21 protein-coding genes are annotated in these 15437 nt (G+C 38.9%); 15 read left to right on the top strand and 6 right to left on the bottom strand.

Annotation, left to right across the window (positions count from 1 at the left end; all coding sequences use genetic code 11):
• Positions 1-287: 287 nt before the first annotated feature.
• Together ACFVSW_RS19935 and ACFVSW_RS19940 are read right to left on the bottom strand one after the other, a co-directional pair.
• The gene (locus ACFVSW_RS19935) at positions 288-488 is read right to left on the bottom strand and encodes a YdiK family protein (RefSeq protein WP_387318357.1); all 201 of its coding nucleotides are present in this window, start codon (positions 486-488) and stop codon (positions 288-290) included.
• Entirely contained in the window at positions 485-1207 is a 723-nt protein-coding gene (locus tag ACFVSW_RS19940) for a CPBP family intramembrane glutamic endopeptidase (RefSeq protein ID WP_387318358.1), read from the bottom strand. The genes ACFVSW_RS19935 and ACFVSW_RS19940 overlap by 4 nt, the downstream gene beginning before the upstream one ends.
• Positions 1208-1490: 283 nt before the next feature.
• Between ACFVSW_RS19940 and groES the strand changes: the two genes are divergently transcribed.
• Both groES and groL read left to right on the top strand, forming a co-directional pair.
• Positions 1491-1778 (top strand): co-chaperone GroES, encoded by a 288-nt coding sequence (groES, locus tag ACFVSW_RS19945; protein ID WP_024027274.1) that lies wholly within the window; start codon positions 1491-1493, stop codon positions 1776-1778.
• A 51-nt stretch (positions 1779-1829) separates the two neighbouring features.
• Positions 1830-3458, top strand: coding sequence for a chaperonin GroEL (gene groL / locus ACFVSW_RS19950; RefSeq protein WP_387318359.1), 1629 nt, complete (start codon positions 1830-1832; stop codon positions 3456-3458).
• An 80-nt stretch (positions 3459-3538) separates the two neighbouring features.
• Here groL and ACFVSW_RS19955 read toward each other — a convergent pair whose 3' ends face one another.
• The 4 genes from ACFVSW_RS19955 to ACFVSW_RS19970 all read right to left on the bottom strand — a co-directional run bounded on the left by ACFVSW_RS19955 (position 3539) and on the right by ACFVSW_RS19970 (position 6863).
• Positions 3539-4801 (bottom strand): tyrosine-type recombinase/integrase, encoded by a 1263-nt coding sequence (locus ACFVSW_RS19955; protein ID WP_387318360.1) that lies wholly within the window; start codon positions 4799-4801, stop codon positions 3539-3541.
• Between the two features lie 226 nt (positions 4802-5027).
• Positions 5028-5930 carry a DUF4352 domain-containing protein gene (locus ACFVSW_RS19960; protein WP_387318361.1) on the bottom strand — a complete coding sequence of 301 codons (903 nt, stop codon included), beginning with the start codon at positions 5928-5930 and terminating at the stop codon, positions 5028-5030.
• 58 nt (positions 5931-5988) lie between these two features.
• Positions 5989-6420, bottom strand: a complete 432-nt coding sequence (locus tag ACFVSW_RS19965) for an ImmA/IrrE family metallo-endopeptidase (RefSeq protein ID WP_387318362.1) — start codon at positions 6418-6420, stop codon at positions 5989-5991.
• 17 nt (positions 6421-6437) lie between these two features.
• Positions 6438-6863, bottom strand: a complete 426-nt coding sequence (locus tag ACFVSW_RS19970) for a helix-turn-helix domain-containing protein (RefSeq protein ID WP_387318363.1) — start codon at positions 6861-6863, stop codon at positions 6438-6440.
• A 165-nt stretch (positions 6864-7028) separates the two neighbouring features.
• Here ACFVSW_RS19970 and ACFVSW_RS19975 point away from each other — a divergent pair, with 165 nt between their 5' ends.
• The 13 genes from ACFVSW_RS19975 (at position 7029) to ACFVSW_RS20035 (ending at position 15340) form a co-directional block, all read left to right on the top strand.
• On the top strand, positions 7029-7253 hold the full coding sequence (locus ACFVSW_RS19975; protein ID WP_387318364.1) for a helix-turn-helix transcriptional regulator: 225 nt from the start codon (positions 7029-7031) through the stop codon (positions 7251-7253).
• Positions 7254-7266: 13 nt separating this feature from the next.
• Positions 7267-7575, top strand: coding sequence for a hypothetical protein (locus ACFVSW_RS19980; protein ID WP_387318365.1), 309 nt, complete (start codon positions 7267-7269; stop codon positions 7573-7575).
• Positions 7575-8276: an ORF6N domain-containing protein gene (locus tag ACFVSW_RS19985; RefSeq protein ID WP_387318366.1), complete on the top strand. Its 702-nt coding sequence runs from the start codon at positions 7575-7577 to the stop codon at positions 8274-8276. The genes ACFVSW_RS19980 and ACFVSW_RS19985 overlap by 1 nt, the downstream gene beginning before the upstream one ends.
• Before the next feature lie 107 nt (positions 8277-8383).
• Complete coding sequence (locus tag ACFVSW_RS19990) at positions 8384-8644, top strand: helix-turn-helix domain-containing protein (protein WP_387318367.1); 261 nt, start codon at positions 8384-8386, stop codon at positions 8642-8644.
• 70 nt (positions 8645-8714) lie between these two features.
• Positions 8715-9023 (top strand): hypothetical protein, encoded by a 309-nt coding sequence (locus ACFVSW_RS19995; RefSeq protein WP_387318368.1) that lies wholly within the window; start codon positions 8715-8717, stop codon positions 9021-9023.
• A 104-nt stretch (positions 9024-9127) separates the two neighbouring features.
• A complete protein-coding gene (locus ACFVSW_RS20000) occupies positions 9128-9286 on the top strand; it encodes a hypothetical protein (RefSeq protein WP_387318369.1) in 159 nt (52 codons plus the stop codon).
• Positions 9287-9488: 202 nt separating this feature from the next.
• Positions 9489-9623: a hypothetical protein gene (locus ACFVSW_RS20005; protein WP_387318370.1), complete on the top strand. Its 135-nt coding sequence runs from the start codon at positions 9489-9491 to the stop codon at positions 9621-9623.
• An 87-nt stretch (positions 9624-9710) separates the two neighbouring features.
• A complete protein-coding gene (locus tag ACFVSW_RS20010) occupies positions 9711-9935 on the top strand; it encodes a hypothetical protein (RefSeq protein WP_387318371.1) in 225 nt (74 codons plus the stop codon).
• Complete coding sequence (locus tag ACFVSW_RS20015; protein ID WP_387318372.1) at positions 9914-11902, top strand: AAA family ATPase; 1989 nt, start codon at positions 9914-9916, stop codon at positions 11900-11902. Before ACFVSW_RS20010 ends, ACFVSW_RS20015 begins: the two co-directional genes overlap by 22 nt.
• A complete protein-coding gene (locus tag ACFVSW_RS20020; protein WP_387318373.1) occupies positions 11903-12829 on the top strand; it encodes a recombinase RecT in 927 nt (308 codons plus the stop codon).
• On the top strand, positions 12829-13530 hold the full coding sequence (locus ACFVSW_RS20025; protein WP_387318374.1) for an MBL fold metallo-hydrolase: 702 nt from the start codon (positions 12829-12831) through the stop codon (positions 13528-13530). The genes ACFVSW_RS20020 and ACFVSW_RS20025 overlap by 1 nt, the downstream gene beginning before the upstream one ends.
• Positions 13531-13542: 12 nt before the next feature.
• Positions 13543-14571 (top strand): hypothetical protein, encoded by a 1029-nt coding sequence (locus ACFVSW_RS20030; protein ID WP_387318375.1) that lies wholly within the window; start codon positions 13543-13545, stop codon positions 14569-14571.
• Positions 14546-15340, top strand: a complete 795-nt coding sequence (locus tag ACFVSW_RS20035; protein WP_387318376.1) for an ATP-binding protein — start codon at positions 14546-14548, stop codon at positions 15338-15340. The genes ACFVSW_RS20030 and ACFVSW_RS20035 overlap by 26 nt, the downstream gene beginning before the upstream one ends.
• Positions 15341-15437 lie beyond the last annotated feature (97 nt).

Here is a 15437-nt window from a genome sequence, read left to right on the forward strand (position 1 = left end):
AAGGAAACGAGTTGCATTACCCGAAATGGTCGAAAAAGAGGTAGAGAGGTAAAAGGAAACGAGTTGCATTGCCCGAAATGGTCGAAAAAGAGGTAGAGCGGTAAAAGGAAACGAGTTGCATTACCCGAAATGGTCGAAAAAGAGGTAGAGAGGTAAAAGGAAACGAGTTGCATTGCCCGAAATGGTCGAAAAAGAGGTAAAGCGGTAAAAGGGAACGAGTTACATTGCCCGAAAAGAAGCAAAAATGCGAAAGGGATCCTGCACTCTAATGCATGGATCCCCTTTCGTTATTTTTTCAGTTGGTTCTTATATTTAAAATGAAAGAGTATCATTTTCAGCCCAGAGCCAAAATCAAAGGTCGCTAATAAAACAAGCAGGTAGCTAAAGAAGCCCCAGCCGTTTTTTTGTACATCATCGATGGCGAAGTAAGTAAATAATCCGCCTAACAGGAAGTAAATCAATCCGGAAAACAAGGGTGATCGTCTCATAGGAAGCCTCCGATAAAGTTTTGAACCGCCTCAGCCTCACGTCTTAGCCGGTCAATATCGTCCTTATAAACGGTTTGAACCAAGACAACAAGTGTGTTCATCGTGACATGGGCGAAAATCGGCACGATGATGCGATTCGTTCTGACATATAGAAAAGCAAATGCAAAGCCCATTGCTGAATAAATCAAAATATGCGCAGGGTCTTGATGCGCCAAGGCAAAGATCACTGAACTGATCAAAGCTGAAATAAAGAAGTTAAACCGTTTATGAAGGGCGCCAAAAATAATTTTTCGAAAGACGATTTCTTCTAAAATCGGTCCAATAATGCTCGTTACAATGATGGCTAACGGGAAAAGCTCGATGATCCGAAGAATATTCTCGGTGTTTTCAGAACCCGTTTTGACACCTAAGCGATTCTCAATCATGATGGCGATAGCTTGGGCAAGATAGGCTAAAAAGACGCCCAAAAACGCCCACATGACTGAGGTTCCGAAAGAACTTCCTCTTTCGCTAAAGCTATGTGCCTTTATTTCCTTTCGCAATAAAAAAAGAATAATGAGTAAGGCGAGCATAAAACTGGCAATGAGCCAAATAGGAACAGCAAGATTTTGGCTGATTCCTAAAAAGTTAAAACTAAACATCAATACAGGTAGTCCGATTAAGCTGGAAAACTGCATACCGATGTAGACAATGATGATAATCCAATATTCCCTCTTCAAATTATTGATCTCCTTTGATTCCATCCGTCATTTCCATATTATCTTTTTATTGTACTCATAAATACAGGAAAGTTTCAATTTTGAGCACCATCATAATTGGTTTTTTAAGGTATAGAAATTTCTGTATTTCACATCCTTTTAAAGTTGTAAAAAACGAAAAAAAATTATGCTTCAGACTTGCAAAAAATTTTCAGATTCTTTATTATAATAATTGTGTTAGCACTCAAGGATAGAGAGTGCTAATAAGTTAAAATTACATATATTTTTGAGGAGGTTGTTTGATTTGTTAAGACCATTAGGTGATCGCATTGTCATTGAGCTTGTTGAATCAGAAGAAAAAACTGCAAGCGGTATCGTATTACCGGATTCAGCGAAAGAGAAGCCTCAGGAAGGAAAAGTTGTTGCCGTTGGTACTGGCCGCGTCCTTGAAAGCGGAGAACGCGTAGCACTTGAAGTTGCTGTAGGCGACCGCATTATCTTCTCAAAATACGCTGGTACTGAAGTGAAATACCAGGGTACAGAATATTTACTACTACGTGAAAACGATATCCTTGCTGTAATTGGCGAGTAAGCGATTTTTTTAAAAATAAACGATTAAAAAATATGAGGAGGTTTTTGTACGATGGCTAAAGATATTAAGTTTAGTGAAGATGCACGCCGCGCAATGTTACGTGGTGTTGATACTCTAGCAGATACAGTAAAAGTTACTCTTGGACCTAAAGGACGCAACGTGGTTCTTGAGAAAAAATTTGGTTCACCGCTTATCACAAATGACGGTGTAACAATCGCGAAAGAAATCGAATTAGAAGATGCATTCGAAAATATGGGTGCTAAGCTTGTTGCTGAAGTAGCAAGTAAAACAAACGATGTTGCCGGTGACGGTACAACAACTGCAACCGTTCTTGCACAAGCGATGATCCGCGAAGGCTTAAAGAACGTTACAGCAGGTGCAAACCCAATGGGTATCCGTAAAGGAATTGAAAAAGCAGTTGCTTCCGCTGTTGAAGAATTAAAAACAATTTCAAAACAAATTGAAGGAAAAGAGTCAATTGCACAGGTTGCAGCTATTTCTTCTGACGATCAAGAAGTTGGCCAATTAATCGCTGAAGCAATGGAGCGCGTTGGCAATGACGGTGTTATCACAATCGAAGAATCAAAAGGCTTCACAACTGAATTAGATGTAGTTGAAGGTATGCAATTTGACCGCGGCTACACTTCTGCATACATGGTAACTAACACAGATAAAATGGAAGCTGTATTAGAAAATCCATATATCTTAATCACTGACAAGAAGATTTCTAGTATTCAAGAAATCCTTCCAGTTCTTGAGCAAGTCGTACAACAAAGCAAGCCATTATTGTTGATTGCTGAAGATGTTGAAGGTGAAGCACTTTCTACATTAGTAGTGAACAAACTTCGCGGAACATTCAATGCTGTAGCTGTTAAAGCTCCAGGCTTCGGTGACCGCCGTAAAGCAATGCTTGAAGATATCGCTGCTCTAACTGGCGGCGAAGTCATCACGGAAGAACTTGGCCGTGAATTGAAAACAGCTACAATTGAATCTTTAGGCCGCGCTTCTAAAGTTGTTGTGACAAAAGAAAACACAACAATCGTTGAAGGTGCAGGAGCTACTCAAGAGATTCAAGCTCGTGTGAACCAAATCCGCGTTCAATTAGAAGAAACAACTTCTGAATTCGACCGTGAAAAATTACAAGAGCGCTTAGCGAAATTAGCTGGCGGTGTAGCAGTGATCAAAGTTGGTGCTGCAACTGAAACTGAATTAAAAGAGCGCAAACTTCGCATCGAAGACGCATTAAACGCAACTCGCGCTGCTGTTGAAGAAGGTATCGTATCCGGTGGTGGTGTAGCCCTTCTTAACGTATACAGCAAAGTAGCTGAAGTCCAAGCTGAAGGCGACGTAGCAACAGGTATCAACATCGTATTACGTGCGATGGAAGAGCCAGTTCGCACTATCGCTCAAAACGCTGGCCTTGAAGGATCTGTCATTGTTGACCGCTTAAAGCGCGAAGCAGTAGGCACAGGCTTCAACGCAGCTACTGGCGAGTGGGTAAACATGATCGATGCTGGTATCGTTGACCCAACTAAGGTAACTCGTTCCGCACTTCAAAACGCAGCATCTGTTGCTGCAATGTTCTTAACAACTGAAGCAGTTGTTGCTGACAAGCCAGAAGAAAAAGCTCCTATGATGCCTGATATGGGCGGAATGGGTGGAATGGGCGGCATGATGTAGAAAAGTTGATGGGAATGTTGATATACCATTGGTTCGAGGCACTTTTATAGTGCCTCGACTTTAAAAAAATCACATTTCAATCACATTTCTTGCATTTTTTCGAAATTAAGAATGCTTCCGAAATGATTTTTTATCTTTTCGGTAGCATTCTTTTTCATTTTATCGGTGACATGCGTATAAATTTTCTGGGTCGTATTCATATCATCATGTCCGACTCTTTTCATAATCGTATTGATACCTACTTCAGCTTCGGCCAGCATACTAATATGAGTGTGCCTAAATATATGAGGAGTAGCATGTTTTTTTATAGATGTCTTTTTTAGCAATCGATTCATCCTGGTAATAATGTTTTTCTGAATGTATGGATAGCCATTTTCATGACAGAACACAAAGTTCTTATCATGATAATCAGAATATTTAGCTCTGTTAGCCAATTTGATCTTAGCTTGCTTCTTTTTATAAACTTTTAGCAAATCAATGATGCTATCGTCGATATCAAAGGTCCGGATGGATCCTTTAGTCTTTGGAGGAGTCAGCTCATATTGGCGCATGTTGTTATTCGGATTATACAACGTCTTAGTGATCCGGATTTCATTTGTTTCAAAATTGATATCAGCCCATTTTAGGGCGCATAGTTCACCGCTACGCATGCCAGAAAAAGCTAGTAGATAAAATATTTCTATGTCCTCATGAAGCCCAAATTGTTTTGTTGCATCGAGAAATTCGAACAGCTCATCTTTCTCCAAATATTTCTCTTCTATGGTATTATTCTCAATTTCCTCCACAGTTAATTTCTTTTCGGGAATTACAGCTCCAACGCAGGGATTGTCTCTCCTCAATTTTTCCTTAATGGCATATTTGAATATCATTCCAGCTGTCGTATGCACACCTTCTATTGTTGTTTTGGTATACGGCTTATATATTAAATCGCCATTTTTATCTTTGACGGCATATCCTTTATCATCTAAATCATTGAGCATTTTTTGGTGCATACGAGATGTCACTTTATCAATATTTACATGTGCATAGTGTTTAAGGATAATTTTAATTTCTTTCTCTCGAACGCGCACAGTACTTGCTTTCACTTTTCCCCTTTTATACGTATTCAACCATTCCCAAGCGATCTTATCAAAGGGTAACTTTTTAATCTTTTTTTCATCTATTCCGTGATCTTTGAGTTTTCTGATTGCCTCATCCACCCTGGCTTCGGCTTCTTTTTTTGTATCGCCTCGCCTAGCTACTTGATTTCGTTCTCCTGTTACTGGATCGGCTGGTCCATCTTTAACACAAACCCATTTATACCCTTGTTTATTTTTTGCTTTAACCTGTGTAAAGTAAGCCACGACAATGCTCCTTTCTTGATATCATTCAAATCTTTAACTTATATGGAATAATCCATACATTAGAATCACAACAATAGGAATGTATGTTCTGTTCCGTGTTTAAAAGAAAAGCCCAAAAGGGCATTTCTTAGCGTTAACACGAATAACCATCATTATCTCGATCCATTAAAGATAACGCTATCATGTGGAACACATCACTATCACTATTTAATTCCAAGCAATTAATTTATTTTAGGTCAAGAGTCCACATTGCCTTTGTGTCAGTTGCAAAATCTTTATAATAAATTTCATATGGTCCTTTTCCTGACACGCCAAAAGCACCGCGCCCAGAGGCATTTTTACCTGGCTGTAGTGTTTCCGTTAAATCGTCAATTGGGTATGATTCCATTTTTGTTCCATCTGCATCGTAAACTTCGAAATCAGATGCGCCAAAAAATAATTCTTCTTGAGTAGCATTTTGAACAGTTATATCAAACGTCAACACCTTCGCAGGTTGAGGATCTTGAAATTGATTTCTTTCGTCTGTATATTTGGCACCAGTAATAGTAATTACAGTTCCGGCGACATCTACTTTATCACCGATTTTGAACTTTCCGAGGTCTTTACCTGAAGAACTTGCACCTTTACTATCAAAATCAATAGGCTTGTTATTCTCCATAATTTTAAAGCCAGTTAAATCGAAAAATACTAATGTTGGTTCATCTTTTTTAAAATATGCAGAGTGCTTATAGACTTCACGTACAATTGCATCCATAATTGGTGCTATCATTGCATTGGTAAGATTATCACCATCAGAGTTATTTAAGGTAATTTCAATAATCCGATCATCTTTCATTGTTGCCTTATTAATAGTGATTTCTCCTGTTTTCTCATCCGGAGCAGTCATATTTTTTAAAAATTCTTTGAACTGTTTCTTTGATAAATTAACTTTTTTCCAATCCTCTGCACTCATTGACTCAAGATCTTTTCCTTTTAATGCCTCGAGGCCAGTGCCTTCTTCTTTTTCTGCATTCTCTTTAGAAGTTGCTGGTGCTTCTACCTTTTTCGCAGGCTTATTTTCTGAACCACACGCTGCTAGCAAAATACTTAATATTCCTAAAACCAAGACTAACAAAGCTTTTCTTGTCATTTCAATTGATCCCCTCTTAATAAATTTATGTATATATGGGTGTAATGCCCAGTGATACCTAAAATTTTTTTACATGAGCCAATTCCCGAGGTACCGAATATTGCTCACATATTTCATAGATTGATAGATTGCTATCTTGATATTCATTTATAACTGCATCTGGCATAAGCAATTCCACCGCAAAGCGGTTTGCTTCAATCTCAATGCGGTCAACAGATAATAGAGTATTGTTTCTTAAAAAAGGAGTATTAACTCTAGGATGTAGTTGAGCGTGCCCAAGTTCATGAGCACAAACGAATTTTTGCTCATCCTCATCTAAATTATTGTTAATAAAAATGTACTTGTTTCTCTTATCGTATTTATAGAAACCTTTTATCTCCTGATGCAGATTCCACAGTATAACTTGAATATTCCTTAATTCTGCTATCGCGAAAGGATCATTGGTCTTATGTGTGCCGGTTAATTGTTTTACAATGTCTTTGATCCACATGAAATCGCCCCAAATCCCTATTGTTCTTCATTTTTTCTGTGCTTTTTGGGAATGTACTTTTTATTAATCCTTTGGGTTTGACGAACTATATGTTCCATTGCTTCCATGAGGGATTCTACAGCTTCCTCGCTCAAAGGCTCACCGGAGAACAACAAACCGTCTTCTTTAGTTAGATCATTTTTTATTTCTTCCATGCGTTTGGCGATGTCTTTTTCATCTTTATCTGTTAGCGTCGAAGCATTAGATCCACCTAACAAATAATCAGTTGTTACATCAAAAATTTCTGCTAATTTTTGAGTTGAGGCGAGGTCTGGCTCCCTTTTACTTTTTTCACTCTCATAGTAACCATACGCTTGCCTAGTTATTCCTAATTTGTCCGCAATATCTTGTTGAGTAAGCTTTCTAGCTGTTCTCAAATCTCTTAATCGTCTTTGAAAACTCATTATAATTATCCCCTTAGCTCTATTGAATACTAATATTATACAGCAACAAATAGTTGCAAAACAAAAAGTAACGAAAAATTGCATAATAATATTGACAGTAACATTTTGTTGCGTATAATAAGAATTAAGAGATGCAACAAAACGTTGCCAATTGGAGGTGATTAGATGAGAAATTGGCTAGCGAAAGCTCGAAAACAAAAAATGCTAACTCATCAAAAGGTTGCGGATCTAGCCGGCGTAAAGCGTCAGTATTATGGAATGATTGAAAATGGCGAGCGAACTCCAAGTGTCGGAACAGCCAAGAAAATTGCTGGTATTTTAGAAGTTGAATGGACACTTTTTTTTGATGAAAAAGGTAACAAAACGTTGCGAAAAACAAATACAGCCTAAAGAGGTGATCTAGATGTTCACAATGCAATACGATGAAACCTTTATTGAAAAAATAGCTGAAAAGATTGCTGACCGTGCTACTGAAATCCTTGTTGAAAGAATCAGTACAATAAACGATTTGCCATTGGTTCTAACAAGGGAAGAAGCAATGAAAGTATTGCGGTGTGGTGCCACAACAATGGCTGAGCTTATGAGACGTGCTGATTTTCCAGTAACACGTGAATTCGGAGTAAAAATACCAACTCACATGCTCATGAGGTGGATTGAAAAAAACACTCGCTGGATGGAGCAGAACACTAGCTACTTTAAGGATGTGATTTAATGAATCACATACAACCAATTACTCAAGGTGGGCTACGAGTCTTAACCACAAACCAGCTGGCCGAATCATTCGGTGCGGATTCTAAAATAATCAATCGTAACTTTCAGCGTAACTTTGACCGTTATGCTCATGGTAAACATTATTTTGCTTTATCTGGTGAAGATTTAAGAACTTTCAAAGGGACACGTCAATTTGACGATAGCCTAAAGTTTGCATCAATTCTTTATCTTTGGACCGAAAAGGGAGCATGGCTACATGCGAAATCCTTAAATACTGACCTAGCATGGGATGCTTACGAGAAGCTAGTTGATGAATATTACATGATTAAAGAAAACGTTGTCCCTTTATCGAAAGACCAGGCACTAGTAACAGTCCTAAGAACTACAGCAGATCTTGTTGAGGATACACAAGCCATCAAAGAAGAACAGCATGAAATTCGAAAGCTTGTAACGCATCTTGATAACAAAGTCGAAGAACAAATCACTCTCACCAGTGGTGAACAGCGGCGGCTCCAAAAAGGGATTGCATATAAGATTTATGAAATCTGTGATGATCCAGAACAAAGACCAAGTTTATTCCGGGAACTACATCGTGAAATTAAAGACCGATTCGGTGTCGCTAGCTACAAAGATGTGAAGCAGAGAGAACTTCTAACTGCTTTACGCTACATAGAGAATTGGATACCGAGAAAAGTTTCCTAGCAATCTTTTAGTTTCTTCTTATATGTAAATTTTAAAACTTCTAGAACGCAGTGTCTGTTCCACTGCGGCACAGTTCCAAATTGGAACAAGAAAGGGAGGAGAATAACTTGGCATTTGGAGCAATATTGAAGCAATGCCGGGAGCGTGCAGGATTAACACAAGAACAGATGGCAGAGAAGCTGCATCGTTCCCGGAGTTGTATATCTAAATTTGAATCAGATAAAAAAGGTCTTGATGTAACAACTTTCATGCAATGGGCTGATGCTACATGTGCGAAAGAAGTGATGATTGCCGCTTTATGCGGCGTTGATCCAACAGTTATTGTGCAAAACATTCAAAACATAATGTCGCTGCTCGGCGTAGGTTGAGTACATACAACAGTGGTTAGACCAACAATTCAAGTCATTTAATTTTTCTATTAAAAAGGAGTGAAAAAAATTGGGAGCAAAAATTCCAACGTATCTTTTAAAAGATTGCTATTGGAAAGGAGTTATCCATCTTTTTCAAAATCACTATAAACTGCAAGACGTATTCAATACTAAATATTTTGACCTTGAAAATGGAAATATCAAAATCGCTTCTTTAAAAAAGCTTGCTGGACCTTGGTCTCAGTCCGAGAAATTCATGCTCAACTTAGCCTTACACCTATATAACGAGAGAAACAAGTTTAATCTTTCGGACATGGACTATTTGGATGATTACAATAAAAAACTTGCTATGGAAGCAATCACATTACGTTTTTTCTAAAGGAGAGTAGAAAAGTTGAGTAGTTCAAAAAGAGAAAAGTTGGAGCAGCTGATAAAAAAGCTAAAAGCACAGGGAATAAAAATAGATTGGGCGGTGAGGATTCGATGAAAGTACGGTTATTTACAAGTCCAGTAATGACAAAAAATGAAGTTCAGCTGTGGTGCAAAATAATCCGAGAAAATAAAGGCAAGGTAACGCTTTTCGAAATTCAGTTGAAGGCAGCTTCTAAGCAATTAGTGAAAAATGAAAAAGCAGCTAGTTAGGCGGCTACCTAATCTAACTGCTCGAATCAACACCAAAACCAGAATATAAATCCATTCTACCATACGGTAAATGGAGCGGCAAGGATTCGTTCCTTCCGTCATGGCAAGGGAGTGGATCCCCCCTATCCAGGTTTCTTCCTTGCTAAGACGGGCAGAATGAATGCCCGCGGTCTTTGAGAATTCAATAGAGAGGAGGTTTATCGTGTTAGACGTCTATGTTTGTGTGGGTGAACATGAGTTTGCCGTAAAAGATGGACAAGAACCGACATTATGCCCATTTTGTGGCATAAAAGAAATCGAATTCAGTCACGAGGTCGATGGTTTTGGAGAAATTTAGTAAAAGAAAAAAACTCCTGTTTGCGGCAGGAGTCTGAGGTTTAAAAAATGTTTTGTTACTCCTATTTTATCGGAAAGGAGGATGATTATGCAAGAAAAATTCCGGTCGTTAGAACTTGCGGTGAATCATATGGAATTTTTAATGCTTTTGCACCAAAGGGCTTTGATTAAAAACCCTAGCCATTATAGCGCTAGTTTTAAAAATGCCCAAAACCAAATTCTTAGGGACGTATTTCCAGCAATTCAGGAAGTGCGCGATGAAATAAAGAAGATTAAAGAGGAGGAATTACTTTGTCAAAGCAACTTAGGTTAGAAAGTTTGGAAATTAAAAATTTTAAAGGCATTCCATATTTTGCAATGACCCTTAACGGACTAAATGCTGCCATATTTGGTGATAACGCCACCGGTAAAACTACATTGTTCGATAGTTTTATCTGGCTCTTATTTGATAAGGACAGCCAAAACAAGAAAGACTTCTCATTAAAAACTTTGGATGGTTCCGGAAAAGAAAAGCACATGCTCGAGCATGAGGTAGAGGGCGTATTCTTACTTGACGGAAGGCAGCTAACTCTTCGAAAAGTGTATGCAGAAAAATGGACTCGTAAACGTGGATCTGCAACCGATGAATTCACTGGTCATACAACATCTTACTACATCGATGGCGTGCCTGTGAAGAAGAAGGAGTATGAAGATTTAATAAAATCAATTGTCCAGGAAGATGTTTTCAAACTTCTTACATCGCCATCATATTTTAATGAACAAGTTAAATGGCAGGATCGCCGGAAAACGTTACTGGAACTATGTGGTGATATTACCGACGATGAAGTAATTGCAAGTGATAATTCCCTAGCAGCTCTTCCTACAATTTTGCAAGGACGGACAATTGAAAACCATCGGAAAATTATCGCTGCTAGACGATCTGAAATTAATAAGGAACTGGATAAGATTCCTGTCCGCATTGATGAAATACTACGTAGTTTGCCTAAGTTGGATGATTTAGACAAGAACGGATTAGAGGCAGAAATTAGCCGTATCAATCATGAAATCGACGATATGCTGGCTCAGATCAGTAGCATTCGAAATGGTAAAGCGGTTTCTGATAAACAAAAAGCTATTCAAGAAATCGAGATTCAATTGATTCAAATTAAGCGTGATCATGATTCTGATTCTAAGGACCAAGTCTATCAATTGAAGGCTCGTATTCAGGAAGAGCAGTCCAATATATCAATCCTAAATTCTAAGTTAGAAAACGTTAAAAATAGCAAGCGGTATAACGATGAAAATATCAAGAGGATTGAAGAGAATCTTCAGCAATTGCGTACAGAGTGGCATGAGGTAGACTCTAAACAGTTTTCTCACACAGATGCTTGCGAGTGCCCGGCGTGCGGACAGGCCCTGCCTGAAGAACAACTGACTGCTGCAAGAGAAAAAGCCTTAGCTCACTTTAATCTTTCTAAAGCAAAAAGGATTGAGGAAATCAATTTAAAAGGAAAACAAGGTAAAGAGCGCAAGGAAGGATTCCTTCATGATAACGAAAAGCTGGCTAAAGAGTATGAGAAGTTGAATGGACAAATCGCTGAAAAGCAGGAAGCACTTGCAAAGTTTAGTTCGGAATTGACCCAGCAGGAAAGCTTAGTATCGGATATTCTCGACAATTCACAATATGTCGCCAAGCTTCAAGAAAAACAACGCATCGAGACTGAAATAAAACAGCTTCGTGAAATGTCTGAAAGTGCAGTCCAAGATATTCAAGCCGAAATACTTAATTCCAGGTCAAAGCGAGATCAGCTACAGAGTGAAGTCGGTAAATTCCTCCTGGTGGATCAATCGAATATGCGAATTGAAGAACTTTCAAAGCAAGAAAGAGCTCTCGCTTCTGAGTTCGAAAAACTCGAACATGAACTTTACCTAACTGAAGAGTTTATTCGGACAAAAGTAAATTTACTCGAGGCGAAAATCAACTCTAAATTCAAACATGCACGATTCAAATTGTTCGAGACACAGATTAACGGTGGCCTTACGGAAGTATGTGAAACAACATTCCAAGGTGTGCCGTACTCTTCGGGACTTAATAATGCCGCAAAGATCAATGTCGGTCTCGATATCATAAACACACTTTCTGAGCATTATGGTTTTATCGCTCCTATCTTCATCGATAACAGTGAGGCAGTCACTAAATTAATCACCACTAACGCCCAGACTGTCCGGTTGGTTGTTTCGGAAATAGACAAGCAATTACGCATTGAAAACCATTCTACCAACGAAAGTGAAGTGGCTTAATTGAGTAACCAAAACCAAGTCGCAATCATTCAAAAGGATATTACGGATGATGTAAACAAGAGTCTAACAAGGTTGCAGGACGATGGGTTAGTCCTGCCCCCTAATTACAATGCTAGTAACGCGTTAAAGAGTGCGTTTTTCAAATTACAAGAAGTTAAAGATCGAAACAGTAAACCTGCATTAGAAGTTTGTACTCGGGAATCAATCGCAAACGCTTTATTGGACATGGTTACACAAGGTCTAAGCCCAGCTAAGACACAATGTTACTTCATTGTTTACGGAAACCAATTGCAATTAAATAGGTCATATTTTGGCACACAGGCCGTTCTGAAGCGACTTAGCAATGTAAAAGATATTTGGGCAAACGTAATTTATCAAGATGACGTATTCGATTACGAAATCGACGGTGGTCGCGAAAAATTGTTAAAGCATGAAACAAGTTTCCTAAACAGGGATAAGGAAATTTTAGGTGCCTATGCAGTCGTAAAAACAAGTAATGACGAAGAAATTCTTTCAGTTATGACACGAAAGGAAATTGAAGCAGCTTGGGGACAGTCAAAAACAAGTCAAGCGGTTCACAAGAAGTTCCCGCAAGAAATGGCAAAGCGTACAGTTATCAATCGTGCTGCTAAAGCGTATATCAACACATCAGACGATAGTGATCTATTAGTCGAAGCCATTAATCGATCTACCGAAAATGAGTATGATAACGAGCGTAAAGAAATCAATCAAGAGTATGCTGCACAAAAGGAAATTGAACAAAAGGCTAATCAAGAGGTAATCGATATTAAAAGAAGTCAACCTTTAAAAAAGCAACCTGAAATTATTGAGGCTCCACAGGGAAAGCATACAACTCAGCAGACGCAAAATGAAGAAGCTAAGCAAGAGGCTTTATTTAATACCGTACCAAATGGGCCAGGTTGGTAATGATTGAAATTACAGCCCTCGCATCAAGCTCGAAGGGGAACTGCTACCGTGTTACAGATGGTCATACGCCCCTTCTCCTTGAATGCGGGATAAATTATCGGGAGATACAGAAAGGCTTTAATTTTCGGATGTCTGAGGTTGCTGGGTGTCTTGTAACACATGAGCACGGAGACCACAGTAAAAGTATCAAGCAGGTATTAAAGGCGGGAATTGACGTTTATACGTCAGCTGGTACTGCAGAAGCGATTCGAGTAGATCATCATCGCATTAAGCCAGTGGAGGCTGGAAAACAATTTACTCTAGGCACGTGGGCCATAATGCCTTTTGATGTACAGCATGATGTAAGCGAGCCCTTAGGGTTCCTTCTCGCCAATCAAACCGGAGAGAAGCTGTTATTCGCCACAGATACGTATTACATCAAATATCGATTCCCCGGGCTCACACATATTATGGTGGAGTGTAATTATTCGCGCGAAATCCTTATTGAAAACATTGTAAAAGGTAGAGTCCCTCGCGTGATGAAACAACGTCTAGAACGGTCTCATTTTAGTCTTGAAAACGTTAAGGAATTTCTAAAAGCTAATGATCTAACAAAGGTCCAGGAGATATGGTTGCTGCATCTGAGCGACTCAAACAGCGATGAGGAATTGTTTAAACGAGAGGTCCAAGAAATCACAGGGAAGCTAGTTTACGTACCTTAAGGAGTGGTCGGGGTGGATAATCCATTACATACATCGGGGTTTGTCGTCCAGCCCCGATTAAATTTCAAAAACCTGATAGATAAAATGCTCTATCAACACTTTGTAGACGCTGCTAATTATCAATCTAGCAAAAAATGTGATAGAGGGCAGCTAATCATATCGGCATTAAAACTATCAGAAGAAACTGGATGGACCCGTGGAATGATCAGAGGGTCGATCAAAAGATTATCGGACGCAGGTTACATTACATCAACAGCATTAACCCAAAATAGGGGTCTATTAATTACTATTCTAAGTTATGATGACTACCAAAATTTAGGTAATTACAGCAAAAAAATTAACCAACGGGAAAACCAACAAGAGAACCAACAAGCTAACCAACGGGAAGAATCTGAAATCCCTTGTGGGACAAGGAGTGGAGTTGTATTGAAAAAAGAAGATAACCAACGGAGTAACCAACAGGAAAACCAACGGCAAAACCATACCTTAACAGCATATATAAACAGCATTATAAACATCAATAAAACATTAAAAGAATATATTGCCGAAGCGAATTTGAAATCTCTCAATTTGGTTTCTGCCCAGGACATTGAAACCTTTGTTGATTTCGCTTCGCGAACCAACGCTCTCCCACAAGGGGTCAATCATAGAATACTTGTCTTATATTTTGATTCTATTCGGTTATCCCGGCAAACATGCACAATATCTGCAAACATCTTAGTTAAGTTTATCGATAAGATTCAAAAATATTCTGCTAATCAAATTAATTACGCGCTCTGGAAACACATTGAAGACCATGATGACAAGCGCGAATCTTACACGCTAGGTATCTTAAGAAATGTCAAAGAACCCGAAGCCAGGCGCGGGCTCATTAAGTTGAAAAATAGGCAAAGCGGGTGGAAAGACCATGAAGGGAATGAACGATATCCTACGGCAGTTGGAGAAAACGAATCCAGCACTAGCAAAGAGACTCAGAGACTCCAAGAACTCGCTAGACAAAAAGGGCTTGCCAAAGGTGGAGACGTTAACTTCGATTTCTGATGACTGTCCTTACAGGGAATGTGACGGCACAGGCTTGATTTGGATTAAGGACAATAAAGAAAACAGAGAATTCATGCGTGAATGCCGGTGCAAAGAAATAAAGGCGCTCGAAAGAAAGTTACGCGGAGCTAGGATCCCTGATGAATTTAAACAGACCACCATTAACTCGTTTGATATCAACCTTTATACCAAACAAGAGTCAAAAGAACGTGCTATTACTGCCAAAAGGATAGCGGGCAATTACGTTAAGAAATTCCCCCTCATGGTTGAGCAGGGAAAAGGGTTATACCTGTTTAGCAAGACGAAAGGCAGCGGGAAAACAAGGCTGGCCGCAAGTATTATGAACGCTTTACTGCAAGTCCATGATACAAAAGAGAACCCATTGTCTATTTATTACTCACCAGCTGCAGATCTTTTAGCAGAGATCAAAAGGACATTCGGTGAAGAGTCTCCTGTCTCATCGTCAGATATTATCGATGCTGTCAAAGGTGTGGATGTTCTGATCCTTGATGACATAGGTGTTGAAAAGGTTTCTGATTGGGTAGAGGAAACATTCACCAGAATCCTAGATTATCGGTTACAGCATAAAAAAGTAACCATTTTTACAAGCAACCTAGAGTTAGATGAATTGGATGAAAAGTATCCGCAAGGAAGAATAAGCAGCAGAATTGAAAAGATGACTTTTCCCGTGAAAATGCCCGACGAAAAAATTCGGAGCCTGTTGGCGCAAAAAGAGAACGAAGATTTATTAGACCTGTTGTTAGAATGACTGGAGGTATAAAACATTGATTCAATTAGTTGGTTTTAATGGTCCAGATGCTCACTCAATAATTTACTGGAACCAAGGTGGGCAGGATTGCGCAAAA

The organism is Neobacillus sp. NPDC058068 (assembly GCF_042885335.1).
GTDB lineage: Bacteria > Bacillota > Bacilli > Bacillales > Cytobacillaceae > Neobacillus.

What these genes read in the sequence shown, in the direction of transcription:
- ACFVSW_RS19985 (WP_387318366.1), top strand. Translation starts at nt 7,575, where the DNA reads ATGAATCACATACAACCAATTACTCAAGGTGGGCTACGAGTCTTAACC.
- ACFVSW_RS19960 (WP_387318361.1), bottom strand. Translation starts at nt 5,930, where the DNA reads ATGACAAGAAAAGCTTTGTTAGTCTTGGTTTTAGGAATATTAAGTATT.
- groL (WP_387318359.1), top strand. Translation starts at nt 1,830, where the DNA reads ATGGCTAAAGATATTAAGTTTAGTGAAGATGCACGCCGCGCAATGTTA.
- ACFVSW_RS20010 (WP_387318371.1), top strand. Translation starts at nt 9,711, where the DNA reads ATGCAAGAAAAATTCCGGTCGTTAGAACTTGCGGTGAATCATATGGAA.
- ACFVSW_RS19970 (WP_387318363.1), bottom strand. Translation starts at nt 6,863, where the DNA reads ATGAGTTTTCAAAGACGATTAAGAGATTTGAGAACAGCTAGAAAGCTT.
- ACFVSW_RS19975 (WP_387318364.1), top strand. Translation starts at nt 7,029, where the DNA reads ATGAGAAATTGGCTAGCGAAAGCTCGAAAACAAAAAATGCTAACTCAT.
- ACFVSW_RS19980 (WP_387318365.1), top strand. Translation starts at nt 7,267, where the DNA reads ATGTTCACAATGCAATACGATGAAACCTTTATTGAAAAAATAGCTGAA.
- ACFVSW_RS20025 (WP_387318374.1), top strand. Translation starts at nt 12,829, where the DNA reads ATGATTGAAATTACAGCCCTCGCATCAAGCTCGAAGGGGAACTGCTAC.
- ACFVSW_RS20000 (WP_387318369.1), top strand. Translation starts at nt 9,128, where the DNA reads ATGAAAGTACGGTTATTTACAAGTCCAGTAATGACAAAAAATGAAGTT.
- ACFVSW_RS19935 (WP_387318357.1), bottom strand. Translation starts at nt 488, where the DNA reads ATGAGACGATCACCCTTGTTTTCCGGATTGATTTACTTCCTGTTAGGC.
- ACFVSW_RS19965 (WP_387318362.1), bottom strand. Translation starts at nt 6,420, where the DNA reads ATGTGGATCAAAGACATTGTAAAACAATTAACCGGCACACATAAGACC.